The sequence below is a fragment of the Streptomyces sp. NPDC028711 genome, assembly GCF_055565415.1.
In genome coordinates this window covers 266835-291385 of record NZ_JBVHUJ010000004.1, presented here as the reverse complement: position 1 = coordinate 291385, position 24551 = coordinate 266835, and the positions used below count along the sequence as shown (strand labels likewise).

31 protein-coding genes are annotated in these 24551 nt (G+C 70.0%); 14 read left to right on the top strand and 17 right to left on the bottom strand.

What is annotated here, in order from left to right; all coding sequences use genetic code 11:
* Positions 1-4 precede the first annotated feature (4 nt).
* The 10 genes from rpsC to ACZ4VK_RS15780 all read right to left on the bottom strand — a co-directional run bounded on the left by rpsC (position 5) and on the right by ACZ4VK_RS15780 (position 6412).
* Positions 5-856, bottom strand: coding sequence for a 30S ribosomal protein S3 (gene rpsC / locus ACZ4VK_RS15825; protein ID WP_030214015.1), 852 nt, complete (start codon positions 854-856; stop codon positions 5-7).
* A complete protein-coding gene (rplV, locus tag ACZ4VK_RS15820; RefSeq protein ID WP_004571827.1) occupies positions 856-1203 on the bottom strand; it encodes a 50S ribosomal protein L22 in 348 nt (115 codons plus the stop codon). Before rplV ends, rpsC begins: the two co-directional genes overlap by 1 nt.
* Before the next feature lie 43 nt (positions 1204-1246).
* Complete coding sequence (rpsS, locus tag ACZ4VK_RS15815; RefSeq protein ID WP_024755409.1) at positions 1247-1528, bottom strand: 30S ribosomal protein S19; 282 nt, start codon at positions 1526-1528, stop codon at positions 1247-1249.
* A 12-nt stretch (positions 1529-1540) separates the two neighbouring features.
* Positions 1541-2377, bottom strand: coding sequence for a 50S ribosomal protein L2 (gene rplB / locus ACZ4VK_RS15810; protein ID WP_030318653.1), 837 nt, complete (start codon positions 2375-2377; stop codon positions 1541-1543).
* A gap of 40 nt (positions 2378-2417) precedes the next feature.
* Positions 2418-2741, bottom strand: a complete 324-nt coding sequence (gene rplW, locus ACZ4VK_RS15805; protein ID WP_024755407.1) for a 50S ribosomal protein L23 — start codon at positions 2739-2741, stop codon at positions 2418-2420.
* The gene (gene rplD / locus ACZ4VK_RS15800; RefSeq protein WP_365784172.1) at positions 2741-3391 is read right to left on the bottom strand and encodes a 50S ribosomal protein L4; all 651 of its coding nucleotides are present in this window, start codon (positions 3389-3391) and stop codon (positions 2741-2743) included. Before rplD ends, rplW begins: the two co-directional genes overlap by 1 nt.
* A gap of 7 nt (positions 3392-3398) precedes the next feature.
* A complete protein-coding gene (rplC, locus tag ACZ4VK_RS15795; protein ID WP_017239574.1) occupies positions 3399-4043 on the bottom strand; it encodes a 50S ribosomal protein L3 in 645 nt (214 codons plus the stop codon).
* A gap of 13 nt (positions 4044-4056) precedes the next feature.
* On the bottom strand, positions 4057-4365 hold the full coding sequence (rpsJ, locus tag ACZ4VK_RS15790) for a 30S ribosomal protein S10 (RefSeq protein WP_003948644.1): 309 nt from the start codon (positions 4363-4365) through the stop codon (positions 4057-4059).
* 446 nt (positions 4366-4811) lie between these two features.
* Positions 4812-6053, bottom strand: coding sequence for an RNA polymerase sigma factor (locus tag ACZ4VK_RS15785; RefSeq protein ID WP_468352543.1), 1242 nt, complete (start codon positions 6051-6053; stop codon positions 4812-4814).
* Complete coding sequence (locus tag ACZ4VK_RS15780; protein ID WP_468352541.1) at positions 6050-6412, bottom strand: YciI family protein; 363 nt, start codon at positions 6410-6412, stop codon at positions 6050-6052. The genes ACZ4VK_RS15785 and ACZ4VK_RS15780 overlap by 4 nt, the downstream gene beginning before the upstream one ends.
* A 186-nt stretch (positions 6413-6598) precedes the next feature.
* On the opposite strand from ACZ4VK_RS15780, the gene ACZ4VK_RS15775 reads away from it, so the two are divergent.
* The gene (locus ACZ4VK_RS15775) at positions 6599-8581 is read left to right on the top strand and encodes a PIG-L family deacetylase (RefSeq protein ID WP_468352539.1); all 1983 of its coding nucleotides are present in this window, start codon (positions 6599-6601) and stop codon (positions 8579-8581) included.
* Between the two features lie 81 nt (positions 8582-8662).
* On the opposite strand, the gene tuf is transcribed toward ACZ4VK_RS15775, so the two are convergent.
* The 5 genes from tuf to ACZ4VK_RS15750 all read right to left on the bottom strand — a co-directional run bounded on the left by tuf (position 8663) and on the right by ACZ4VK_RS15750 (position 13768).
* Positions 8663-9856: an elongation factor Tu gene (gene tuf / locus ACZ4VK_RS15770; protein WP_026058274.1), complete on the bottom strand. Its 1194-nt coding sequence runs from the start codon at positions 9854-9856 to the stop codon at positions 8663-8665.
* Between the two features lie 151 nt (positions 9857-10007).
* Complete coding sequence (fusA, locus tag ACZ4VK_RS15765) at positions 10008-12137, bottom strand: elongation factor G (protein ID WP_389680882.1); 2130 nt, start codon at positions 12135-12137, stop codon at positions 10008-10010.
* 39 nt (positions 12138-12176) lie between these two features.
* Positions 12177-12647, bottom strand: coding sequence for a 30S ribosomal protein S7 (rpsG, locus tag ACZ4VK_RS15760; protein ID WP_351213415.1), 471 nt, complete (start codon positions 12645-12647; stop codon positions 12177-12179).
* A gap of 2 nt (positions 12648-12649) precedes the next feature.
* Positions 12650-13021, bottom strand: a complete 372-nt coding sequence (rpsL, locus tag ACZ4VK_RS15755; protein ID WP_003948652.1) for a 30S ribosomal protein S12 — start codon at positions 13019-13021, stop codon at positions 12650-12652.
* A gap of 294 nt (positions 13022-13315) precedes the next feature.
* Entirely contained in the window at positions 13316-13768 is a 453-nt protein-coding gene (locus ACZ4VK_RS15750) for a helix-turn-helix domain-containing protein (RefSeq protein ID WP_468352536.1), read from the bottom strand.
* Positions 13769-14011: 243 nt separating this feature from the next.
* Between ACZ4VK_RS15750 and ACZ4VK_RS15745 the strand changes: the two genes are divergently transcribed.
* Genes ACZ4VK_RS15745 through ACZ4VK_RS15735 form a run of 3 tightly spaced genes read left to right on the top strand, consistent with a single transcriptional unit; the run spans position 14012 to position 15301 of the window.
* Positions 14012-14299: a WhiB family transcriptional regulator gene (locus ACZ4VK_RS15745; RefSeq protein ID WP_468352534.1), complete on the top strand. Its 288-nt coding sequence runs from the start codon at positions 14012-14014 to the stop codon at positions 14297-14299.
* Positions 14292-15104: a hypothetical protein gene (locus ACZ4VK_RS15740; protein ID WP_468352532.1), complete on the top strand. Its 813-nt coding sequence runs from the start codon at positions 14292-14294 to the stop codon at positions 15102-15104. The genes ACZ4VK_RS15745 and ACZ4VK_RS15740 overlap by 8 nt, the downstream gene beginning before the upstream one ends.
* Positions 15098-15301 carry a hypothetical protein gene (locus ACZ4VK_RS15735; RefSeq protein WP_468352530.1) on the top strand — a complete coding sequence of 68 codons (204 nt, stop codon included), beginning with the start codon at positions 15098-15100 and terminating at the stop codon, positions 15299-15301. Before ACZ4VK_RS15740 ends, ACZ4VK_RS15735 begins: the two co-directional genes overlap by 7 nt.
* Positions 15302-15360: 59 nt before the next feature.
* Here the strand turns inward: ACZ4VK_RS15735 and ACZ4VK_RS15730 are convergent, their stop codons facing one another.
* On the bottom strand, positions 15361-16185 hold the full coding sequence (locus ACZ4VK_RS15730; protein WP_468352528.1) for an ATP-grasp domain-containing protein: 825 nt from the start codon (positions 16183-16185) through the stop codon (positions 15361-15363).
* A 230-nt stretch (positions 16186-16415) separates the two neighbouring features.
* On the opposite strand from ACZ4VK_RS15730, the gene ACZ4VK_RS15725 reads away from it, so the two are divergent.
* From ACZ4VK_RS15725 to ACZ4VK_RS15710, 4 genes are all read left to right on the top strand, one after another.
* A complete protein-coding gene (locus ACZ4VK_RS15725) occupies positions 16416-16826 on the top strand; it encodes a hypothetical protein (protein ID WP_468352526.1) in 411 nt (136 codons plus the stop codon).
* A 175-nt stretch (positions 16827-17001) separates the two neighbouring features.
* A complete protein-coding gene (locus ACZ4VK_RS15720) occupies positions 17002-17601 on the top strand; it encodes a phage tail tube protein (RefSeq protein ID WP_468352524.1) in 600 nt (199 codons plus the stop codon).
* A 94-nt stretch (positions 17602-17695) separates the two neighbouring features.
* On the top strand, positions 17696-17986 hold the full coding sequence (locus ACZ4VK_RS15715) for a hypothetical protein (protein WP_468352522.1): 291 nt from the start codon (positions 17696-17698) through the stop codon (positions 17984-17986).
* 119 nt (positions 17987-18105) lie between these two features.
* The gene (locus ACZ4VK_RS15710; protein ID WP_468353288.1) at positions 18106-18405 is read left to right on the top strand and encodes a hypothetical protein; all 300 of its coding nucleotides are present in this window, start codon (positions 18106-18108) and stop codon (positions 18403-18405) included.
* A gap of 27 nt (positions 18406-18432) precedes the next feature.
* On the opposite strand, the gene ACZ4VK_RS15705 is transcribed toward ACZ4VK_RS15710, so the two are convergent.
* Positions 18433-19284, bottom strand: coding sequence for a hypothetical protein (locus ACZ4VK_RS15705; RefSeq protein WP_468352520.1), 852 nt, complete (start codon positions 19282-19284; stop codon positions 18433-18435).
* Between the two features lie 303 nt (positions 19285-19587).
* Here ACZ4VK_RS15705 and ACZ4VK_RS15700 point away from each other — a divergent pair, with 303 nt between their 5' ends.
* The 6 genes from ACZ4VK_RS15700 (at position 19588) to ACZ4VK_RS15675 (ending at position 24514) form a co-directional block, all read left to right on the top strand.
* Complete coding sequence (locus ACZ4VK_RS15700) at positions 19588-19782, top strand: hypothetical protein (protein WP_468352519.1); 195 nt, start codon at positions 19588-19590, stop codon at positions 19780-19782.
* Between the two features lie 56 nt (positions 19783-19838).
* The gene (locus tag ACZ4VK_RS15695) at positions 19839-20237 is read left to right on the top strand and encodes a hypothetical protein (RefSeq protein ID WP_468352517.1); all 399 of its coding nucleotides are present in this window, start codon (positions 19839-19841) and stop codon (positions 20235-20237) included.
* Between the two features lie 119 nt (positions 20238-20356).
* Complete coding sequence (locus ACZ4VK_RS15690) at positions 20357-20986, top strand: hypothetical protein (protein ID WP_468352515.1); 630 nt, start codon at positions 20357-20359, stop codon at positions 20984-20986.
* Positions 20987-21038: 52 nt separating this feature from the next.
* The gene (locus ACZ4VK_RS15685) at positions 21039-22238 is read left to right on the top strand and encodes a phage tail protein (protein ID WP_468352513.1); all 1200 of its coding nucleotides are present in this window, start codon (positions 21039-21041) and stop codon (positions 22236-22238) included.
* On the top strand, positions 22235-23485 hold the full coding sequence (locus tag ACZ4VK_RS15680) for a tape-measure protein (protein ID WP_468352511.1): 1251 nt from the start codon (positions 22235-22237) through the stop codon (positions 23483-23485). Before ACZ4VK_RS15685 ends, ACZ4VK_RS15680 begins: the two co-directional genes overlap by 4 nt.
* 105 nt (positions 23486-23590) lie before the next feature.
* The gene (locus ACZ4VK_RS15675) at positions 23591-24514 is read left to right on the top strand and encodes a phage distal tail protein (protein ID WP_468352509.1); all 924 of its coding nucleotides are present in this window, start codon (positions 23591-23593) and stop codon (positions 24512-24514) included.
* Positions 24515-24551: the final 37 nt, after the last annotated feature.

Below are 24551 nucleotides of genomic sequence, written 5' to 3'. Positions count from 1 at the left end.
TCGGTCAGGCCTCCGTTCCGGTGCTCTCAGCCGGAGCGGCAGCGGCGGCGGGAGCGTCGGCCTTGGGGGCCTCGGCAGCCGGCGCGGACTGCTGCTGCGGCTTGCGGCCGCGGCCGCCACGCTCGCCACCGCGGCCACCACGGCCGGCGGGACGGTCGCCAGCGCCACCCGCGCCACGGGCCGGGCGGTTACCCGCACGGGCCGCAGCGTTCTCGGCGCGGACCTCGGCGATGTTCTTGACGTCGCCCTTGTAGATCCAGACCTTCACGCCAATGCGACCGAAGGTCGTCTTGGCCTCGAAGAAGCCGTAGTCCACGTTCGCGCGGAGCGTGTGCAGCGGCACACGGCCCTCGCGGTAGAACTCCGAGCGGGACATCTCGGCGCCGCCGAGACGACCGCCGCACTGGATCTTGATGCCCTTGGCGCCGGCCTTCATCGTGCCCTGCATGCTCTTACGCATGGCGCGACGGAAGGAGACGCGGGAGGAGAGCTGCTCGGCAACGGCCTGGGCGACCAGCTGAGCGTCCATCTCGGGGTTCTTGACCTCGAGGATGTTCAGCTGGACCTGCTTGCCCGTGAGCTTTTCGAGGTCGCCGCGGATGCGGTCGGCCTCGGCGCCGCGGCGGCCGATGACGATGCCGGGACGCGCGGTGTGGATGTCCACCCGCACGCGGTCACGGGTGCGCTCGATCTCAACCTTCGAGATGCCGGCGCGCTCCATGCCGGACGTCATCATCCGACGGATGGCGACGTCTTCCTTGACGTAGTCCTTGTACAGCTTGTCGGCGTACCAGCGGGACTTGAAGTCCGTGGTGATGCCGAGCCGGAACCCATGCGGGTTAACCTTCTGGCCCATTACCGGGTTCCTTCCTTGCTGCTGACGACCACGGTGATGTGGCTGGTCCGCTTACGGATCCGGTAGGCACGGCCCTGAGCACGCGGACGGAACCGCTTCAGGGTCGGGCCCTCATCCACGTACGCCTCGCTGATGACCAGCGAAGAGGCGTCAGTGTGGTCGTAGTTGTGCGCGGCGTTGGCAATGGCGCTGTCCAGCACCTTGCCAACCGGCACGCTCGCGGCCTGCGGGGCGAAACGCAGGACCGCCTGAGCCTCCGTGGCGTCCATGCCACGGATAAGGTCCACCACGCGGCGGGCCTTCATGGGCGTGACGCGGATGTACCGCGCCTGGGCCCTGGCTTCCATGGTTGTCCTTCCAGTGTCTGTCATGGTCGATTCCACCCCGCTACTAGCGGCGCTTCGACTTCCGGTCGTCCTTCACGTGACCCCGGAAGGTGCGCGTCGGCGAGAACTCGCCGAGCTTGTGGCCGACCATCGACTCGGTGACAAACACCGGAATGTGGGTCTTGCCGTTGTGCACCGCGATCGTGTGGCCGAGCATGGCCGGGATGATCATCGAGCGACGGGACCAGGTCTTGATGACGTTCTTGGTACCGGCTTCGTTCTGTACGTCCACCTTCTTTACGAGGTGTCCGTCGACGAAGGGTCCCTTCTTGAGACTGCGCGGCATCTAAACCCGCTCCTAGCGCTTCTTGTTCGTCTTGCGGCGGCGGACGATGTACTTGCTCGAAGCCTTCTTCGGCGAGCGAGTACGACCCTCCTTCTGACCCCACGGGGAGACCGGGTGACGACCACCGGAGGTCTTGCCCTCACCACCACCGTGCGGGTGGTCCACCGGGTTCATCGCCACACCGCGGACGGTCGGGCGAACACCCAGCCAGCGCTTACGGCCGGCCTTGCCCCAGTTGATGTTCGACTGCTCGGCGTTGCCGACCTCGCCGATGGTGGCGCGGCAGCGGGCGTCGACGAGACGGATCTCACCGGACGGCATACGAAGGTGGGCCATCGTGCCCTCCTTCGCCAGCAGCTGCACGGAGGCACCAGCGGAGCGCGCGAACTTGGCGCCGCCACCGGGACGGAGCTCGATCGCGTGGATCGTGGTACCGACCGGGATGTTGCGGAGCGCCAGGTTGTTGCCGGGCTTGATGTCAGCGCCGGGGCCGTTCTCGACGCGGTCACCCTGCGTCAGACCCTTGGGGGCGATGATGTAGCGCTTCTCGCCGTCCACGTAGTGGAGCAGCGCGATGCGCGCGGTGCGGTTGGGGTCGTACTCGATGTGAGCGACCTTCGCCGGCACGCCGTCCTTGTCGTGACGACGGAAGTCGATCACGCGGTAGGCACGCTTGTGGCCACCGCCCTGGTGGCGCACGGTGATCCGGCCGGTGTTGTTACGGCCGCCCTTGCTGTGCAGAGGGCGAACCAGCGACTTCTCCGGCGTGGACCGCGTGATCTCGACGAAGTCGGCTACGGAGGAGCCACGACGGCCCGGCGTAGTCGGCTTGTACTTGCGGATTCCCATTTCTCAGTCCTCGTCCGATTCCGGACGATCCAGACCGCCGTTAGGCGGTCGGACCGCCGAAGATGTCGATACGGTTGCCCTCGGCAAGGGTCACGATGGCGCGCTTGGTGTCCTTGCGCTTACCGAAACCGGCCTTGGTGCGCTTGCGCTTGCCCTGGCGGTTGATCGTGTTGACCCCGGTGACCTTGACCGAGAAGACCGCCTCGACGGCCTGCTTGATCTGGGTCTTGTTGGAGCCAGGCGCGACGATGAACGTGTACTTGTTCTCGTCCAGCAGGGCGTAGCTCTTCTCCGAGACAACCGGCTTGACGAGAATGTCGCGCGGGTCCGAGAAGGTCTTGCTGGTGACGACGGCCTCAGTCATCAGGCGTCGCTCCCTTCGGTCTCAGCGGTCTGGGGGCCAGACACGAAGGACTCGAGGGCGGCCTGGGTGAAGACCACGTCGTCGGAGACGATCACGTCGTACGTGTTGAGCTGGCCCGGCTCCAGGATGTGCACCTGGGGCAGGTTACGAGCGGACAGCCACGCGGCCTCGTCGGAGCGCTCGACGACCAGGAGCAGGTTCTTGCGCTCCGAGATCTTGCCGAACAGCGTCTTCGCGGCCTTGGTGGAGACATCACCCTCGACCACGCCGGTGACGACGTGGATGCGGGAGTGGGTGGCCCGGTCCGAGAGGGCACCGCGGAGGGCGGCGACCTTCATCTTCTTCGGGGTCCGCTGCGAGTAGTCACGCGGCTGCGGGCCGTGGACGACGCCACCGCCGGCGAACTGCGGGGCGCGGGTCGAACCCTGACGGGCGCGGCCGGTGCCCTTCTGGCGGTACGGCTTCTTGCCACCACCGCGGACTTCGCCACGGCGCTTGGTCTTGTGCGTGCCCTGACGGGCCGCGGCCAGCTGCGCGACGACGACCTGGTGGATCAGCGGAACGCTGACCTTGGCGCCGAAGATCTCCTCGGGGAGCTCGACGGTCCCGGTCTTGTCGCCTGCCGGCGAAAGGATGTCAATGGTGCTCATCGGTTCCTCAAACCCCCTTGGCCGCGGTGCGGACCAGGACGAGGCCACCGTTAGGGCCGGGGACGGCGCCCTTGATGAGCAGCAGACCCTTCTCGGCGTCAACGGCGTGGACGGTCAGGTTCTGGGTGGTCACACGCTCGTTGCCCATGCGACCCGCCATGCGCATGCCCTTGAAGACACGGCCCGGAGTGGCGCAGCCACCGATGGAACCGGGCTTGCGGTGCACGCGGTGGGCACCGTGCGACGCCTTGCCACCACGGAAGTTGTGGCGCTTCATGACACCGGCGAAGCCCTTGCCCTTGCTCTTGCCGGTGACGTCGACCTTCACGCCGGCCTCGAAGAGCTCGGCGGTGATCTCCTGGCCGAGCGTGTACTCGGAGGCGTCAGCGGTGCGGAGCTCCACCAGGTGGCGGCGCGGGGTGACGTCGGCCTTGGCGAAGTGACCCTTGAGGGGCTTGTTCACCTTGCGAGGGTCGATCTCGCCGAAGGCGATCTGGACCGACTCGTAGCCGTCGACGTCGTTCGTACGCACCTGGGTCACGACATTGGGGCCGGCCTTGACGACGGTCACCGGGACGACCCGGTTGTTCTCGTCCCAGACCTGCGTCATGCCGAGCTTCTCGCCCAGGATGCCCTTGATGTTCTTAGCCATCTCGCGCGTCACCTCAGAGCTTGATCTCGATGTCGACGCCCGCCGGCAGGTCGAGGCGCATGAGCGAGTCAACCGTCTTCGGCGTGGGGTCGAGGATGTCGATGAGGCGCTTGTGCGTGCGCATCTCGAAGTGCTCGCGCGAGTCCTTGTACTTGTGCGGCGACTTGATGACGCAGTACACGTTCTTCTCAGTGGGCAGCGGCACCGGGCCCGCGACCGACGCACCAGTGCGGGTCACCGTCTCGACGATCTTCTTCGCCGAGGAGTCGATGACCTCGTGGTCGTAGGCCTTGAGCCGGATGCGGATCTTCTGTCCCGCCATGGCTACTAGTAGTCCTTTGTCTCGTTAACGCTCTGGAACCCGATCGGCTGTGCTGACGAACAGCGCGGTCCCGTCTCCGACCCACGCGGTCGGGCGTGTCGCGCTCCCTCTACGCAGAAATCCCTGAGGATTTCCCAACCAAGGGGGCGCGGTCACCATGACCGCGAGCCGGGGATAGAACACCCACCGGGTGCCTGGCCGGTACCCCGCTGACGCTTCCCAGAAGATTCCCGTACGTCCGCCCCTGAGAAGGGGCGACGAGTACTGTGGGACTCGCTTCCGGTCCTCCCGACGGGAGGCGCGCAGCATCGGCACTCAACCGAGCAACCCCGACAGTCTGCCATACGGGGGCATCCGGCCGCCAATCGGAACCGGAGACTGTACCCCACGTCACGTACGGTCATGCGCCGGGGCGCGTGCGCCCGGTCCGGCAGCCCCCCTCCGGTTCATCCCAAACGCCGTGCGCGCTCCGTGAGATGGCGCCGCTCGGGGGCGCTCGTCGTCCGGCGGGCCGCCTCCCGGTAGGCGACGGCCGCGGCCTCCTCGTCGCCGAGGAGTTCGAGGAGATGGGCCCGGGTGGCGAGCAGCCGGTGGTGCCGGGCCATGCGCTTGTCCTCCGCCACCTCGTCCAGGAGGGCGAGACCGGCCCCGGGGCCGTGGACCATGGCGACGGCCACCGCCCGGTTGAGGGTGATCATGGGGTTCGGCCCGGTCCGCTCCAGAAGCTCGTAGAGCGCGAGGATCTGCGGCCAGTCGGTGGCCTCCGCGGACTCCGCCTCGTCGTGGACGGCCGCGATGGCCGCCTGGAGCTGGTACGGGCCGACCTGGCCGCGCGGCAGGGTGCGGCTGATCAGCGCGAGGCCCTCGGCGACGAGCCCGGCGTCCCAGGCCCGCCGGTCCTGTTCCGCGAGCGGTACCAGTTCGCCGTGCGGGCCCGTACGGGCCGGCCTGCGGGCGTCCGTGAGCAGCATCAGGGCGAGCAGGCCGGCCGTCTCCGGGTCCTCGGGCAGCAGCCGGTGGAGCAGGCGCGTGAGCCGGATCGCCTCCGTGGACAGCTCGGGCGCGGTCAGCGCGTCCCCGCCGCTGGCCGTGTAGCCCTCGTTGAAGACGAGGTAGAGCACGTGCCGCACCTCGGCGAGGCGGGGCGCCCGGTCCTCGCCCTCGGGCAGTGCGAGCGTGCCGCCCGCCGCCTTGATCGTCTGCTTGGCCCGGCTGATCCGCTGCGCCATGGTCGACTCGGGCACGAGGAAGGCGGCGGCGATCTGCGCGGTGGTGAGGCCGCCCACCGCGCGCAGCGTGAGCGCGATCCGGCTGGGCGGCTTGAGGTCCGGGTGGCAGCAGAGGAAGAGCAGGGACAGGGAGTCGTCCCGGTCGGTCCCCGGAGTGTCGTCCGCGGCGCGCGCGAGGAGCGCGGAGTCGGGGGTGGCGAGGGCCACGGCGTCCTCGCGGCGCCTCCGCGCGGCCTCGCTGCGCACCAGGTCGATGTACCGGCGGGCGCCGACGGTGAGCAGCCAGCCGCGCGGCTGCTCGGGAACGCCCTGCCGGGGCCACTGCTCGGCGGCGGCGATCAGCGCCTCCTGGACGGCGTCCTCGCAGAGGTCGAAGTCGCCGTACCGCCGCACGAGCGTGCCGAGGACCTGCGGCGCGCAGGTGCGCAGCAGGTCCTCGATGGTGTCGGTGCCGGTCACACGTCCGCCGCGGACTCGTGCAGGACCGGCCACAGCTCGACGGGGTCGACGTCCGCGAAGGGCATGTCGGCGGCGATCTCCTGGGCCCGCTCCAGGCTGTCGCAGTCGAGCAGGTAGAAGCTGGCCAGGTACTCCTTGGTCTCCAGGTAGGGGCCGTCGGTGACGGCCGGGGCGCCGCCCTCTCGGCGTACCAGCTGGGCGGCGGCGGCGTCGGCGAGTCCGTACGCGCCGACGAGCTCGCCGCTCTCGCGGTACCTCCGGTTGAAGGCCTCCTGCCGGGCGATCGCCTCGGGCCAGGCCTCGGCGGGGAAGGAGTCCCACTTGGCCTGGTTGCCGTAGATCATCGCGACGTACTTCATCTCGGGTGTCCTCCCCGTCCCGCGTGCCCCTGTGGCGCGCTGTCACCCTTCGGTCGGAGCCATGATCGCCCGCTCGACATTCCTCCGCGAGCTTCCCCGGATCTTTTTCCCACGCGGTCCGCACGGCACAACCTCCTCGCCCGCACGGCCGTCTTCCAGGCGAACCCCTGAGCGAAGGACCCGGACGTGCAGCCCACCCCACCCCGCCGGCGATCGGTGCTCGCCGCCGCCGCCGCCGTCACCTCGGCCGCCGCCGGCTGCTCCGTACCGGAGCCGCGGCGCACCGCGCCGACCGCCGATCCGGCGCCGGGGAAGCCGATCGCCCCGGCGCGGCCCGGGCGGGCGCTCCTCATGCAGTTCTCCGCGCATCCGGACGACGACCTGTACTTCATGAACCCGGACACGCAGCGGCTGCTCGACGCGGGCGTCCCGCTCGTCTCCGTGTACGTGACGGCCGGCGAGCACACGGGCCGGAACCGGATCGCGGGGATGCCCCGGACTCCCCCGGACCGTGCGGCCTATTCGGCCGCCCGCCACCAGGGTCTGCGCCAGTCGTACGCGGTGGCGCTCGGCCTTCCGATGTTCACGCCGTGGCGGCGGCAGACGCTGACGCTGCCCGGCGGCCGGCGGGCCGAGGTCGACACGCTCACGCACGGCACCCGCCGGATCGAGCTGGTCTTCCTCAACCTGCCGATGCACACCTCCCGCCGGTACATGGCCATGCCCGCGCTCTGGGACGACCGGGCCCTCGAGGTACGGACCCATCTGCCGGCCGGCTCCCCCGTCACCCGCGCGGACACCTACGACTACGACCAGCTGGTCGCCGCCCTCGCCCGGCTCCTCGCCCGCTACCGGCCCACGGTGGTGCACACCCTCGACCCGGACCCGGACATCCAGGACGGCGACGAAGCCACCCGTCGGCGGAACTCCGAGCAGCCGGGGTACTCGGACCACGGGGACCACACGGCGGTCGCCTGCTTCACCTGGGCGGGGCTCACCCGCTGGGTCTCGGACGCGGTCCGCGACGGCGAACCCATACCGGCGTTCACGACGACCGCCTTCCGCGGGTACTACAACCGGCACTGGCCGAAGAACCTCCCGCCGGCGGTCCTGGCGGAGAAGGCCGCGCGTCTCGTCCCGTACGGCGGGGACCCGGACTGGCAGTGCGGGAACCCCTCGGGCTGCGGCGACTACGGCGTCGGCGGCGACCGGCCGCTGACCAACCGCAAGGGTTGGGTCCGCTCCACGCACCACCGCTGGCCGGGGACGGGCCCGGGGCTCGCCGAGGAGCCGGACGGACGGCTCTCGGCGTACGGCGTCCTCGGGCTGCGCGCGGTCCGCTGGCGCGAGTCGGCGCCCGGGGTCTGGGGCGAACCGGCGGACCTCGGCGGCGGTCCGCTCGCCCCCGCGCTCGGTTCGGCGGTGCTCGGCGACGGCCGGATGCTGCTCTTCGGGGTGCGGTTCGCCGCGCTCGACGGGCACGGCGGGTCGAACCGGCGCGAGGTGGTGCTCCTGGAGCAGCGCTCCCCCGGCGGCCCGTTCCTCGCCTGGCGGGGGCTGGGCTGTCCGGAGCGCGGGGACGACCGGGGACGGCGGATCGGCGCCCCGGTGGCGGCCCTCGCCCCCGACGGCCGGGTCCATCTCTTCGTACGGAACGCGGACAAGGGCGTCTCGACGCGGGTACGGGCGACGGACGGCTCCTGGGGCCCGTGGCGGAGGCTGCCGGGGGACGCGGAGGTCCAGGACGGCCTGGCGGTGTCGGTGGACGCGGCCGGCCGGACGCACGTCTACGCGGCGGGGCGGGAGTCCGTACGGCACTGGGTGGACGGGGAGGAGCGGACGGGCCGACTGCCGCGCTCCGGGTCCACGGTGGCGAGCGCGAACGGCGCGCTCTACTTCCGGGCTCCGGCCGCCGAGAAGCTGCGCGGTCCGGGCGGTGACACCGGTCTCGACGGGTACGGAGGGGTGGTCGCCGCGCGCTCGGCGGCGCTCGGGACCGTGCTGCTCGGCACGGACGTCCGGGGCAGGTTGACGGTACGGGCCGGGGGCCGCTCCCGTACCCGTACGAAGGGCGCGGCAGCCGTGTCGGCCGGGCTGCACCTGGGGTCGGGCGAGGTGACCGTGGTGGGCATCGGCGCGGACGGACACCCCTGGAGCTGGCGGCCCTAGGGGGGAACGCGAGAAGGCCCCGCACCGAGAGGTGCGGGGCCTTCTGCTTGCAGCTCGTGGAGCTACCGGGTCACTTCAAGATCAGGCAGTGATCTTGACGACCTGGCCGGCGCCGACGGTCCGGCCACCCTCACGGATGGCGAACTTGAGGCCCTCCTCCATGGCGATGGGCTGGATCAGCTCAACGCTCATGGCGGTGTTGTCGCCCGGCATGACCATCTCGGTGCCCTCGGGGAGGGTCACGACGCCGGTCACGTCCGTGGTACGGAAGTAGAACTGCGGGCGGTAGTTGTTGAAGAACGGGGTGTGACGGCCACCCTCGTCCTTCGACAGGATGTAGGCCTGCGCCTCGAAGTTCGTGTGAGGCGTGACCGAACCCGGCTTGATGATGACCTGGCCGCGCTCGACATCCTCGCGCTTGATGCCACGGAGGAGCAGACCGACGTTCTCACCGGCCTGGCCCTCGTCGAGCAGCTTGCGGAACATCTCGATACCGGTGACCGTGGTGGTGGTCTTCTCGGTCTTGATGCCGATGATGTCGACGGTCTCGTTGACCTTGAGGATGCCGCGCTCGATACGACCGGTGACGACGGTGCCACGACCGGTGATCGTGAAGACGTCCTCGATCGGCATCAGGAACGGCTTGTCGACGTCACGCTCGGGCTGCGGGATGGACTCGTCCACCGCGTGCATGAGGCCGAGGAGCTTCTCGCCCCACTCCTTGTCGCCCTCGAGCGCCTTCAGCGCCGAGACGCGGACGACCGGCAGGTCGTCGCCCGGGAACTCGTACTCGGAGAGGAGCTCACGCACCTCGAGCTCGACGAGCTCCAGGATCTCCTCGTCGTCCACCATGTCGGCCTTGTTCAGGGCGACGACGATGTACGGAACGCCGACCTGGCGGGCCAGGAGCACGTGCTCCTTGGTCTGCGGCATCGGGCCGTCGGTGGCCGCGACCACGAGGATGGCACCGTCCATCTGCGCCGCACCCGTGATCATGTTCTTGATGTAGTCCGCGTGACCGGGGCAGTCGACGTGGGCGTAGTGACGCGACTCGGTCTGGTACTCGACGTGCGCGATCGAGATCGTGATACCGCGCTGGCGCTCCTCGGGAGCCTTGTCGATCTGGTCGAAGGCCGAGGCCTCGTTCAGGTCCGGGTACGCGTCGTGCAGCACCTTGGTAATGGCGGCCGTGAGGGTCGTCTTACCGTGGTCGATGTGACCGATGGTGCCGATGTTGACGTGCGGCTTAGTCCGCTCGAACTTCGCCTTCGCCACGGGGGTCCTCCTGGAGAGTGGTTCTGTACGCCTTGCTTCATCGGCGCCAGGTGATCTTTGCTGGGATGCCAGTCGCCGGGGCCCGTTCCTCGGGTTGCGGGGTCTGGGCCCCGACGACTGGTGTCAAGCCTAAAGCGTGAACTCGGGAGAGTTACTCGCCCTTGGCCTTCGCGATGATCTCCTCGGCGACGTTCCGCGGAACCTCGGCGTAGGAGTCGAACTGCATCGAGTAGCTTGCGCGACCCGAGGTCTTGCTGCGGAGGTCGCCGACGTAGCCGAACATCTCCGAAAGGGGCACGAGGCCCTTCACGACGCGAGCGCCGCTGCGCTCCTCCATGGCCTGAATCTGACCACGGCGGGAGTTGATGTCGCCGATGACCTCACCCATGTAGTCCTCGGGCGTGGTGACCTCGACGGACATCATGGGCTCGAGGATGACCGGCGAAGCCTTCCGCGCGGCCTCCTTGAAGGCCTGCGAACCGGCGATCTTGAACGCGAGCTCGGAGGAGTCGACCTCGTGGTAGCCACCGTCGAGAAGAATGACGCGGACGCCCGTCATCTCGTAGCCGGCCAGGATGCCGAACTGCATGGCCTCCTGCGCACCCGCGTCGACCGAAGGGATGTACTCCTTCGGGATGCGGCCACCGGTGACCTTGTTCACGAACTCGTACGAGGCGTCGCCGCCCTCGATGGGCTCGATCGCGATCTGCACCTTGGCGAACTGACCGGTACCACCGGTCTGCTTCTTGTGGGTGTAGTCAAGTCGCTCGACGGCCTTGCGGATCGTCTCGCGGTACGCGACCTGCGGCTTGCCGACGTTCGCCTCGACCTTGAACTCGCGACGCATGCGGTCGACGAGGATGTCGAGGTGAAGCTCGCCCATACCACCGATGATGGTCTGGCCGGTCTCCTCGTCCGAGTGCACCTGGAAGGAGGGGTCCTCCTCCGCGAGACGCTGGATGGCGACACCCAGCTTCTCCTGGTCACCCTTGGACTTGGGCTCGATGGCGACCTGAATGACCGGGGCCGGGAAGTCCATGGACTCCAGGATGACCGGGTTCTTCTCGTCGCACAGCGTCTCACCGGTGGTGGTCTGCTTGAGGCCCATGACGGCGACGATGTCGCCGGCGCCCACCGAGTCGATCTCCTCACGCTTGTTCGCGTGCATGCGGTAGATCTTGCCGATGCGCTCCTTCTTGCCCTTGACGGAGTTCAGCACCGCGGTGCCGGCCTCCAGGCGACCGGAGTAGATCCGGACGAAGGTGAGCTTGCCGAGGTGCGGGTCGCTCGCGATCTTGAACGCGAGGGCCGACAGCGGCTCGTCGTCGGACGGCTTGCGCCGCACGATCTCCTCCGCGTCCTTGACGCTGTGGCCCTCGATGGCCTCGACGTCCAGGGGGGAGGGGAGGTAGCGGACGACCGCGTCGAGCAGGGGCTGAACACCCTTGTTCTTGAACGCGGTGCCACAGAAGACGGGGGTGATCGTCTTCTCGCCGCCACCCTTGCCGGAGGCAATGGTGATGCGACGGACGGCGGCGTAGAGCTGCTCCTCGGTGGGCTCGACGCCCTCGAGGAAGAGCTCCATGAGCTCCTCGTCGTTCTCCGCCACGGTCTCGACCAGCTTCGCGCGCCATTCCTCGGCGAGCTCCGTGTGCGAGGCCGGGATGTCGACGACGTCGTACATCTCACCCTTGCTGGCCTCGGCGGACCAGACAAGCGCCTTCATGCGGACCAGGTCGACAACGCCCTGGAAGTCCATCTCGGAACCGATGGGGAGCTGCATGACGATCGGGACGGCGCCGAGGCGGTCCACGATCATGTCGACGCAGCGGAGGAACTCGGCGCCCGTACGGTCGAGCTTGTTGACGAAGCAGATACGCGGCACGCCGTAGCGGTCCGCCTGACGCCAGACAGTCTCGGACTGGGGCTCGACGCCGGCCACACCGTCGAACACGGTGACAGCACCGTCGAGCACGCGCAGCGAACGCTCCACCTCGACGGTGAAGTCGACGTGACCCGGCGTGTCGATGATGTTGATCGTGTGATCGACATTCTCGAGCGGCCAGTGGCAGGTCGTCGCGGCCGACGTGATCGTGATGCCGCGCTCCTGCTCCTGCTCCATCCAGTCCATCGTGGCAGCGCCGTCGTGGACTTCACCGATCTTGTACGAAACGCCGGTGTAGAACAGGATCCGCTCGGTGGTGGTCGTCTTGCCCGCGTCGATGTGCGCCATGATGCCGATGTTGCGCACCTTGGCAAGGTCAAGCGAAGTGGTAGCCATATCGGCTCAGTCTTCTCTCGGTCTCGATGTGGGTTGCGACTACCAGCGGTAGTGCGCGAAGGCCTTGTTGGACTCGGCCATCTTGTGCGTGTCCTCACGCTTCTTGACGGCCGCACCGAGGCCGTTCGAGGCGTCGAGGAGCTCGTTCATGAGGCGCTCGGTCATGGTCTTCTCGCGACGGGCGCGGGAGTAACCGACGAGCCAGCGGAGGGCCAGCGTGGACGCGCGGCCCGGCTTGACCTCGATCGGCACCTGGTAGGTGGCGCCACCGACACGGCGGGACTTGACCTCGAGAGCCGGCTTGACGTTCTCAAGAGCGCGCTTCAGCGTGATGACCGGGTCAGCACCGGTCTTCTCGCGGAGGCCCTCCATGGCGCCGTAGACGATGCGCTCGGCGGTGGAGCGCTTGCCGTCCAGCAGGATCTTGTTGATCAGCGAGGTGACAAGAGGAGAGGCGTAGACCGGGTCGATGATGACCGGGCGCTTCGGGGCGGGGCCCTTACGAGGCATTCTTACTTCTCCTTCTTGGCGCCGTAGCGGCTGCGAGCCTGCTTACGGTTCTTGACGCCCTGCGTGTCGAGGGAACCGCGGATGATCTTGTAGCGAACACCCGGCAGGTCCTTCACACGGCCACCGCGCACGAGCACGATCGAGTGCTCCTGCAGGTTGTGGCCCTCACCCGGGATGTAGGCCGTGACCTCGATGCCGGAGGTCAGACGCACACGCGCGACCTTACGGAGCGCCGAGTTCGGCTTCTTCGGGGTGGTCGTGAACACACGCGTGCAGACGCCACGACGCTGAGGGGAACCCTCGAGTGCGGGCGTCTTGTTCTTCTCGACCTTGTCCTGCCGGCCCTTACGGACCAGCTGCTGGATCGTAGGCACTACTTCTCCGGTTTCTGTGTGCCGTCGGTGAAACTAACCTGGAACAGTCGCCGACCCACGCGGTCGGGTGTGTCGAATCTCGCTGATCTCCGCCTGGGCGGAAAAGGCACGGGATCACGGTGGCCGGTATCTGACTCGCCTTGCGGTTGAGGACACGCACGCGAGCCCAGGCACACCCCAGGCACAAGGCTTGAGCGTACCTATCGCATGGACTCCGGTCAAAACAAATGCCCACGCGCAGGCGGTCCCGGCCGTGACGGGCCGGGACCGGGGGTGATCAGGGCAGGTCCGGGGTCAGTCCCGGGCCGTGCGACGGGGCTCGGCGGCGGCCCCGGCCGGCCGCTCGGCCTCCGCGTCGGGCTCCAGGAACTGGTTCACGACCTTGACGAAGACGCCCATGCGGTCGTCGGGCACCCCGAGCCAGCGGGCGAAGTCCTCCATCGAGGGCTGCCAGTCGCTCGGCGGCAGCAGATCCGCCGCCATCGGCAGCTCCTCCGGGGTCACGCGACCGGACCGGATCAGCATGTCGCGGACGGAGACGCCGAGCAGCGGGGCGATCCTGCGCATGGTCTCCAGGTCGGGCATGCTCTGCCGCTGCAGAAGGCGCGTCACGGCGGCGCGGTGCACCCCCGCCTCGTCCGCGATCCGGGACTTGCCACCGCCGCGCGGGCTGTCGATGTCGTAGCCGCGCCGTCGCATCAGGCCTTCGACCCAGCCTGCGAACTCGTCCAGCCCTCGAGTGGTCATGTCCAGCTCCTCACTCCACTCCTCCGGGTTTCAACTCTAGCGTGCTTGCGCGCACAGAATTACTTGGTTTCGGGTACGCAACGTGTCGAAATCGTGGAGACGGGCGGGAAGGGAACGGCGAGGTGTCGGTTTATTTTTGTTGCGCGCTCGCACGCAACGTGTAAGTCTAGCTCGCCGCCGCACTCGTCGGCCCCCTGAGCCCCACAGGCCCCACCGGCCCCACCGGCTCCGGAGGCCCGGACCGTGGAGACCCTCTTGTTCCAGACCGACCCCACCCCCTGGCAGGCCGCCGCCGCGTGCACCGGCCTCTCCCCGTCCGTCGTCTTCGCCCGCCGCGCCAAGGAGGCGGCCCCGGCCCTGCGCGCCTGCTCCGCCTGCCCCGTCCGCCGCGAGTGCGAGTCGGCGGTGGCCCCCGCCGAGAGCTACTTCGACGGCGTCTGCGCCGGGCGCCTCTGGCGCAACGGCCGCCCGGCGGACCAGCGGCGCGTGGCGAAGGCGCTCGCGTCGGCGGGGAGCCGCCGCCGTGGCTGACCGCACCGCCCGGACCGACCGCAACGGCCAGGCCGGCCGCACCGCCCGGGCCGCGGGGCTTCCCGCGGGGAGTGCCCCCTCCGGCGTCACCCTCGAACCCGTACTGCGTGACATCGCGCTCTGGGCCGCCTCGCTCGTACGCCACTTCCCCGAGCTCGCCGACGAGCTCGCGCCCGGCCGCCGCGGCCCCGCCGGAGGCGCCCCCGCCCCCTCCCCCGCGGGCCGTGACGAGCAGATCCGCGAGGAGCGCCGCGAGGCGCTGCTCCTCCAGCAGCGGCACGGGCTCGCCGTCCCCGGTCACGGCGCCGCCCCGATCAGGCTGCACGTCTCCGACGCCATCCGTGACATCACCGACGGGGTGGTGGAGCTGGAGGAGGCGGTGTGCGCCCGGCTCGCGCTGGCCCGGCCGCCCCGCGCCGGGGTGCTCGACCGGCTCCGCCGGGTGGTGGGGCTGCTCGACGCGATCGCGGCCCACCCAGACCTGGCGCGGCACGTCCGCGACGAGATCCGGCGGATGGCCCGGCGGTGCGCCCGGACGCTCGGCGACCCCGAGACGGTCGTCCGGGTGTCGGGACGCTGCCCCTGGTGCGACTCGGTGTCGCTGCGGGCCTTCCCCGACCGGCGCGCGGTGCTCTGCGTCAACCCGGCCTGTGTGTGCGCGGACGAGGAGTGCGGCTGTCGGGACGACGCCGCCTACCGGCATCTGTGGCCGGAGCGGGAGTGGGCGGAGCTGGCGGCCGCTTCCGGAGCCCGTACCGAGGAGATCGAGACCGCGATGGACCACCGGGAGGAACCCGCATGCTGAGCTCGATCGCGCTGCCTGCCCTGATCCCGGGGCCGCTGGCCGCCGAGGAGGCGGGGGTGGCCCCCGCGACGATCCGGAAGTGGGTCCAGCTGGGCCATCTGGCCGCGGCGGGCCGGGCGGGACGGGCCCAGCTCTTCCGCCTTGAGGACGTGTTCGCCGCCGAGCGGACCGCCCGCCGCCGTCCCCGTACCGCCTGACCCCTTTCCCGTACGAGAAGCGCCCCGTGTCCGGTTCCCTCCGGACGCGGGGCGCTTCGTCATGCCGCCAGGAAGCGGTGGAGGGAGTCGGTGAGGGCGGCGACGAAGCGGTCGCGGGTCTCCGCCGGCACGAGGTCGAGGGAGAGATAGGGGTTGAGGTCCTCCAGTTCGACGAGGAGCAGCTCGCCGCCGGGGGCGCGGCAGGCGTCCACGCGCTGGATGCCGTGGTCGAGGGTGTTCCAGTCGACGAAGCGGCGGGCGAAGGCGAGGTCGTCCCCGGTGGGCTCGTACGGCTCCAGGACCCAGCGGCGTTCGGGGTCGGGGGCGTGGAGGGCGTACTGGAAGAGGTCGTCGACGAAGTAGAAGGAGACCTCGTACCGGAAGTCGACGCGGGGCTGGACGAGGAGCTCGCCGTAGGTGAGGGCGGCGAGTTCCCCGTACGGGACGAAGCGCAGTCCTATGGAGTCGGCACCGGCCTTGGGCTTGACGGCGTAGGCGGCGGCCTCGGGGAGGCGGTGGAGGTCCTCGGGCCTGTCGACGGTGGGGATGACGGGGTATCCGGCGGCCGTGAGGTCGAGGAGGTACTGCTTGCCGGCCATGTCGCCGCGGCCGTGGAGGGGGTTGTAGACGCGGGTGCCGCGGGCGAGGGCCCGGGCGCGGAAGGTGTCGTACTCCCGCTGGTGGCCGAGGACCGGGCCGCTGTTCCGTACGACGACGGCGGCGAAGCCGTCCATGAGGGCGGCGGCGTCGCGCGGGTGGCAGAGCGCCAGGTCGAAGTGCTCGCGCAGCCGGGCGGTGAGGTCGATGTCCTCGTCGCAGTAGCGCCGTCCGCGGGCCGGGTAGGCGAGGTCGGTGACGTACAGGAGGGTGGGGCGGGCGGTCACGGGGCGGCTCCTCGGTCGGTGGCGGTCACGGTACCGGGCCCACCTGGAGCCGTATTAGTTGCGTGCGCGCACGCTCTCTGTCACAGTTGGTGCAGCGGCGGAGCTGCGCCCGCAGGACGGGCGGCGGCTTCGCCGTTCGCCGTCCGGGCGCGGCTCCGCGCCCGTCCCCCTCCCGCCGGAGCGCCCCGGACGGCACCCCGCCCCGTACCCCTCTCCGAGGAGAAACCGTCATGACCACTCCCCCGAGTGCGTTCCCGGACGTCGAGAAGCTGGTCGTCGACGTCCTCAAGGCCGACCCGGCCCTGGCCGGCGCGACCATCGCGGTCAACCCGCCGGCCGGCTTCGACGGCACCCAGAGCGCCGTCCTGGTGAACCGCCGCGGCGGCGCCTGGATCGGCGACCTGCACGTCGACATGCCGCTGATCGAGTTCGAGGTGTACGGGCCGACCAAGAACGCCGCCCACGTCCTCGCCAACGGCGCCCGCGGGGCCCTGCTCGCCACCATCGGCAAGCAGATCGGCGCGAACAACGTCGTCCACGACGTCGAGGAGCAGGACGGCCCGCGCTGGCTGCCCGACTACCTCTACCGGGGCGCCAACCGCTACCTCTGCGTCATCCGCCTCTCCCTGAGCGTGTTCTAGACGACTTGAGCGTCTTCTGGGCGCCCTCCGAGGAGCGTCTTCCGGACGCCCTCCAGGCGCTCTCCGGAACCGCTCGCCCCCACAGACCAGGCCCCGCCGTCCGGCGGGGCCTTTGCCGTACCCCGGGTCCGACGCCCGGGGCGGCGCCCCACCCCACCCAAGGAGAAAACCCACCATGGCAGGAAACAACTCCGCCGAGATCCGCGTCGCAGGTACCGGCAAGCTCTACGTGGCCACGGCCGGCACCGACCTGCCGGCCTTCGGCGCCAACTCCGAGACCGACTGGGCCGGCTGGACGGACCTCGGCTACACCTCCGGCGACGGCGTCACCTTCTCCAAGAAGGACAAGCTGGAGGCCATCGACTCGTGGCAGTCGGTCTCCCCGATCCACTACATCTACTCCAGCCGCGACCTCTCGCTGAAGTTCTCGATGCTCCAGTTCAACGAGAACACGCTGCCGTTCTTCATGGGCGGCGGCTCGGTCAAGACCGAGACCACCCCGGCCGACACGTACCGCTACGAGATCGCCGAGCGTCCGTTCGCCGACGCCCGCGCCCTCGGCCTGGAGTTCACCGACGTCAAGGCCGGCGGCACGACCGCGGTCAAGTACCGCTTCATCATCCCGCGCGGCCAGGTCACCGCCTCCGACGACATCAAGCTGGCCCGCAAGGCCGCGTCCCAGCTGGGCATCACCTTCACCGCCATGTCGAACGGCGACGGCAAGCCGCTGGCCACCTTCCTCATGCAGGACAGCCAGTACTCCACGACCGTCTGATCCCGCACCGCCCGGGGCGGGACGGCCGACCGCCGTCCCGCCCCACCCTCTGCTTCTTCCTTTCCCTCACCAGAAACAAGGAGTACGCGTCACCATGGCCCGATTCGACGTCAACGCCGCCCGCGCCCAGCGCCAGGAGGCCCACGGCCGCGCCTGGTCCTTCGAGCTGGACGGCGAGAGCTACACCCTTCCGACCGAACTGAGCCGCGCGACGGCCAAGGCGCTGCGCGAGCTCGACGACAACGACGTGGACGGCCTGCTCGGACTCCTGATGGGGGAGAAGCAGTTCGCCCGCTTCGAGCAGCACGACATCACCATGCAGGACATCGCCGCCATCCTGGAGGCCTACGGCAAGGAGACCGGGCTCGGCCTGGGGGAAGACTGAGCCTCGTCGAGTTCGTCGACGAACACGCCGAGGCCCTTGAGGCGGATCTCCTCCGCTACTACTCCACCGATCTCCTCGACTGGCACCGCGGCACGCTCTCCAGCCGTCGCGTCGCGGCGCTGATCAAGCACCTGCCGCGGGACAGCGCCGTCCAGCGCGAGCTCCACGGGGAGGCCGCCGAGTGGTCGGTCACCGACCATCTGCTCGCGGCCTCGGTGGACCATCTCGCGGTGGCCAACTGGATGTTCGCCTGCGTCAACACCGGCGAGGACGGCGACATGCCGGACGCCCCGGCGCCCGTACCCCGTCCCGGCGACTCCGCCGGGGACACGGAGGACACGGACCCGGACGGGCAGAGCCCGCCCGACGAGGGGGGCGACGCGGTGTCGCCCCACGCCCTCGCCCGGTTCTTCGGGTGATCCCGCGGCCCCCGGAGTCCCCTCCCGTCAGGGAGCGGGCTCCGGGGGCGCTTCCCGTGCTCGCTCGGCGGTCATGTCCTTCTCCAGGTCCCTGGCCCGGTCGGACAGCCGGCGCCCCTTGCCCGCGCGCGACTCCGGTTCGGCGGGCTCGGCGTCACGGCGGTCGGCGGCGGACTGGACGGGGACTCCGGCCAGGGGCGGAACGATGGGGCGGCCGCCCTTGCCGCGGACGACCTTCCGCACCGGCTGGGCGTTCCGGCGGGTGCGGCTCTCCTGGGCGGTCAGCAGGACGTCCGGCTCGGTGTCGGGCTCGGCTCCCGAGTGGTGCTCGGGCTCGGGCTCGGGACGCCCCTCGGTGCGCTCGGCACGCTCGGTGCGGTCGGTGCGGTCGGTGCGGTCGGTGCGGTCGGTGCGGTCGGTGCGGTCGGTGCGGTCGGCTCGCTGTTCGAACAGCTGGCGCTCCCTGCGGACCCGCTCCTCGGCCTCGACGACGGACGCCGGCGGTTCGAGAAGCCGGGCGAAGGGCAGCGCGATGACCCGGGCGCTCTCCTGGCCGGTCCCGGCATCCGTACGCCGCTGGGGACGGCGGATTCCACGCGCGTCACCCTGTCCCTGCGCGTAGGCGTCGGCGACGCGCTTCTCGTACTCCCTGCGGATGCGCGGCAGTTCGTCGGACACCGCCTCGGCCCACCCCGCGGTGAACGCGGCGGTCTCCCGGCGGTCGACCTCGCTCCGTGGCATCACGACGAGGTCCTCGGTGGCGTGTCCGTGGACGAGGACGAGCTCGGAGAGGCGTGCGAAGAGGTGGGGCAGATCGGGGTGGGAGGCGAGCCAGTCGATGACTCGGTCCCGCCGCCCGCCGCCCGGCTCCGTGTCCATGCGTCAGTACTGCCTTCCAGCCCCCTGGGGTCCCCGCGCGCCCCTCGCGCCCCTCGCACCCCGAAGTGGTCCGGTCCGAGGAGCGTCGTTCAGGTTACCCGGTCGAACGCACGCCCAGTTTCCGGGATCAACACACCCCGGAAACCAGCCAGAAGACACGCCGTCAGGTGTTTACCGCTCGACAAACATCGAACAGGTGTTCCACACTCTGTTCGCACAGAGGTTCGAACACGTGGTGCCCCCGCTCCTCACCCCGCGGCGCCGCCACGCACGCACGGGCAAGCAACCGGAAGGCAGGCGTCCATGACTCAGCAGGCCGAGGCATCGCGACCGCACATCCCGCTCCAGGACCGCCTCCGCCAGCTCCTCGACGGACCCGTCGCCCTCGACAAGAGAGCGCTGCTCGGCAGCCTGTACGCCGAGGTGTCCCGCTGCGAGACCCTCGCGTACGCGGCGGGCTGGAACGACGCCCTCGCCGAACTCCGCCGTACCCCCTAGGGGGTGTCTTGTCGAACAGCCCGGCCCGGTCGGCACGTCGCCCCTAGGATCCGGGCATGACTCGAACGGGATGGCGCGTCGCTGTGGGCCTGACGGCATGCAGCCTCTTCTTCTGGGGTGTCGCGGGCACCGTCGACGTGGGAGTCGTCCGTACGCGCAAGGGCTACACCCTCGCCGAGGGCGGCGGGTGGTACGCCCTCGCCCTCCTCGCCGGCTTCGTCGTCGGGTACGTCGCCGTCGCCTCGCTCACCGACCTCGTCCCTCCCCGCCGCATGGCCCTGGTCCCCACCTGGGGCGCCGGCGTCGGCGCCGTGGCGTGTCTGCTCATGGGCCAGGAGACCCGCCACTGGGTCGCCGCCCTCGCCCTGGTCCTGACCGGTGTCGCGGTACCGGCCGCCGTACACCTCAGGGAGCAGACGAGGACCACCCGGCGGAACACCGGCAGAACCACCTGACCGAAGCCCTCCGCACCCGTACCACGAAGCCCCTGCCGCGCTCCGCCGGCAGGGGCTTCGTCGTGCCCCGACCCGTGCACCCCTCACCTCCATGACAACCGGAACCGGAGGAATCACCGATGAGCGACAAACAGCCCGAGGACCTCAAGGCCCAGATAGCGGACCTGCGGGAGAGCCTGAAGGGCAAGGCCGACACCACCGCACTGACCGGCCTCGCCCGGATCTCCGAGATCAGGGTGGCGGCCCTGACCAAGACCACCACCGAGGAGCAGCTCGCCACCCAGGCCTGGGTGAAGCAGGAGACCGCCGCCAAGTGGTGGCAGTTCTGGAAGGACCCGGAGATCGTGGGCGCGGCCTTCGCGTTCACGATCCTGAAGTTCGAACTCTTCTCCCTCATCAACCTCGATCCGGCCATCGAGAGGTGGCTCAACAAGAAGGGCTGGGAGCGCAACCGCTTCGGCATCCTCTGGAAGCTGACGGAGGACGAGAAGCGGCGCCGCGAGAGGGAGTCGCCCGAGTACGCGATCAGGCGCCTCCAGGACATGGTCGTCAACGCCCACACGAAGATCCGTAACTCCAACGTCCGGATCGGCGTGCTCGAAGGCAAGGTCGGACGCATGACCACACGGGACAACGTCTCCCGACAGCAGGTGCGCCACATGGGCTCCTCCCCCTCGCTGCAGGGCGCCACCGACCAGGTCACGCTGCTCGAACGCCGGGTCGACCTGCTCGCCGCCGCCCTGTCCTGACGTTCACCCCCTCCATCGACATCTCCGTATCCCAGAGCAGAGGTGGACGCACATGTCCCTCGTACGTTCCCTGAAGAACGCCTCCGGATCGCTGCAGCAGTTCAGATCGGCCTCGGCCACCGCCGACCGCGCCGCGTCGACCCTCGGTCAGCGCGCCTCGTCGGCGGGGCGCGGCATCAACAGCGTCAAGGGGGCCGCGCAAGGCTCCACGAAGGAGCTCAAGAGCCTCAAGACGGCCTCGGACCAGGCCGAGCGCGCCATGAAGAAGGCCGGCACCACGGCCCAGTCGGCCGGCGGCAAGCTCGGCAGGTACGAATCGGGTGCCGGTAAGGCCGCCAAGGGCCAGGACAAGCTCAACAAGTCCATGAAGGGCAACATCCTCGCCCGGCTGCTCGAACTCTTCATGCCGCTCATCGAGAAGATCGTCGAGATGGCGGCCCGCTCGAAGACGATGCAGACGATCATGAAGAAGGCGTTCTCCGCCATCAAGACCGTCATCGGCTCGGTCATGAAGGCCATCGGCCCGATCATGAAGAAGGCCGGCAGCCTGATCAAGACGGTCTGGAACGGCATCAAGAAGGCCATCTCCACCGTCGTCAAGGCCGTGGCCACCGTCATCAAGACCTACGTGAAGATCTGGAAGACGGTCATCACGACGGTCATGAAGGCCATCAAGACCGTCATCAGCACGGTCTGGAACGGCATCAAGGCCGTCATCACCCCGGTGGTCAACTGGATCAGGACGGCGATTCCGAAGGCCTTCAGCGCCGTCAAGGAGAAGATGTCGTCCGTCTGGAACGGCCTCAAGGACATCGCGTCCCGGGCGTTCAACGGCATCAAGGACGGCGTGAAGTCCCCGATCAACTCCGTCATCCGGCTGATCAACGGCATGATCGGCAGCCTGAACAGGGTCAAGGTCAGCGTCCCCGGCTGGGTGCCGATCGTCGGCGGCAAGACCTTCGGCGTCAATCTGCCCACCATCCCCATGCTCGCCACCGGTGGTGTCGTCATGCCCCGCCACGGCGGCGTCCCGGCGATCCTCGCCGAGGCCGGCGAGGCCGAGGCCGTCCTGCCGCTCTCCAAGCTGGACCGGCTGCTCGCCCTCACCGCCCGCCGCGCCCGTGCGGCCCAGGGCGTCCGGGCCGGAGGGGCCGGCGCGGGACTGCACATCGAGCACTACCACGCCGCCCGGGGCAGTGACCCGCAGTCCACGGCGGACGCCCTGATGTACCTGGCCAAGGCACGCGGATGAGTACCGCCGCGATGCCCCTGAACCCGCTCGCCGGGACCGCGTCGGCCTTCGCCGGGCTCGCGTCGGCCGCCGGGCGCGCCGCGGAAGCCGTACGGCTCGTCCGGCAGGGCGTGCTGGACGCGGCCGGAGGCGTCGACCGGCTCCGCGCGGGAGCCCGGGCGGCGACCGCTCCCGTCCGCGCGCTCGGGCAGAGCGCCTCCGCCGCCTCCGGCTCGATCGCCCGGCTCGGGCGCTCCCCCGCGAGCGGCGGGGTCCGGAGCTTCGGCGCCAAGGCCACCAGGTCCGGGTCCGCGGCACGGAAGATCGGTACCGGCGTCGGCGGCGTCCTCGCGGTCCTCGCGCCGCTGCTGCCCGTCGCCGGCATCATCACCGGCCTCATGGGCACCTTCGGCACCCTCGCGACCGTCGCCGCCGTCGCCATGACCGCCGTCAACGTCGCCATGCGCGCCAACCCGCTCGGCTTCCTCGTCGGCATCATCGTCCCCGTCGCCGCGTACCTCATCGAGTTCGCGCTGAACTCCGAGACCGGACAGCGGATCATGAAGCAGGTCTTCGACCAGGCACTGAAGGGGTTCCAGGCGGTCTGGAAGTTCATCCAGCCGATCGTGAAGCTCCTCGGCACGGCCGTGGGCACCTACGTCAGGGCGTACCTGACCGTCTTCAAGACCGCTCTCAAGATCGTCGGAGCCGCCGTCGGCGGCATCTCGAAGATCGGCTCCGCCGTCTCCTCCGCCGTACGGGCCCTGCGCACGATCGCCTCGAACACGCTCGGCGGCGTCAAGAACGCCGTCCGGCCGATCGTCACCTGGGTCACCGAGAAGGTGCCCGGCTTCTTCCGTACCGCGAAGGACGCGGTGTCGAAGTCCCTCCGGGGCATCGGCGACCTGGTCAAGGGTGGTCTGAGCGCCGTGCTCGGGGTCGTCAAGGGACCGATCAACGGTCTGATCGCCTTCGCCAACTGGATCATCGACGGGCTCAACGAGCTCAGCTTCGAGATCCCCCTCACCGGCAAGAAGTTCGGCGTCGAGCTCGACAAGCTCCCGATGCTCGCGGAAGGCGGCATCGTCTCGCCCGGTTCCCCGGACGACTACCGCATCGACTCGCTCTCCCAGCTGGAGAACCGCCGCGTCCCGGCCCTCACCGAGCCGCCCCGGAAGCCACGCCGCGTACGGGACTTCCACGAGCAGCCGGGCGCCGGCCCCCGGTCGACCGCCGAGGACCTGCTCTTCCTCGCGGCCGCGCGCTGAGCCACCGCCCGCTGAGCGACCGCCCCTCCGTACGCCCGTCCGTACGGAGGACGGAACCGCACGGACCCCCCGCCGACTCCCCATCAGAAGTGAGGTGACGGCCCCATGGCCGAGACCACGACCCCGTACACCACGCACACCTTCACCGCCGACCTCGCGCCCGGCTCACTCATCACCCAGGACGGGCAGATGCAGTGGGCCGGGCTGCTCATCGGGCCCGGCACCCCCTTCGCCGTCGACCGGTCCGGACTCACGGGCTGGGAGGACCTGCCCGAGTACGACTCCTCCGACGCCGAACGGCCCACCTCGCACGGCGCCTGGCCGGGCGCCCGGTACGCCAAGCCGCGCAAGATCGGCGGCAGCGTCGTGCTGATGCCGGAGTGGAGCCAGGCCCCCGAGGCCGTCCGCGCGCTCCGCCAGGCGCTCGCCCTCCTCGACGAGGAGCGCTGGCTCACCGTCCGGCTGCACGGCGAGATGCTCGCCGTCCGCGCCCGGATCGCCCAGCGCGTGGTCCCCGCAGACCAGGGCTTCGCCACCCAGGGCAGCTCGAAGATGTCGATCCAGTGGCTGGCCGCCGACCCCCGGCGATACGCCGTGAACGAGCAGACCGCGTCGACCACCGCCCCGCAGCCCGAATCCGGCCTCACCTGGCCGCTGACCTGGCCGCTCGACTGGGGCACGGCCACCTCCACCGGCGACACCGTCGCCGAGAACACCGGCTCGGCCGCCACCCACCCGGTGATCACCTTCCGCGGCCCGTGCTCCATGCCGGCCGTCACCGAGCGCGGCAGCCAGCGCCGGCTGCGGTACGCGATCGACCTCGCCGCCGGCGACGAGCTCACCATCGACACCGCCAACGGCACGGTGATGCTCAACAACACCGCGTCCCGCCGCCACACGGCGATGTCCGACTCCAGCCCCGAGGAGCTCTTCCTCCTCGAACCGGGCCGCACCGAGCTGTCCTTCCGGCCCGACGAGGCCACCACGGACGCCCTGATGACCGTGCGCTGGCGCAGCGCCGAATGGTGACCGAACCCCCTCCGCCCCGCTCCGAACAGAGGTGAAC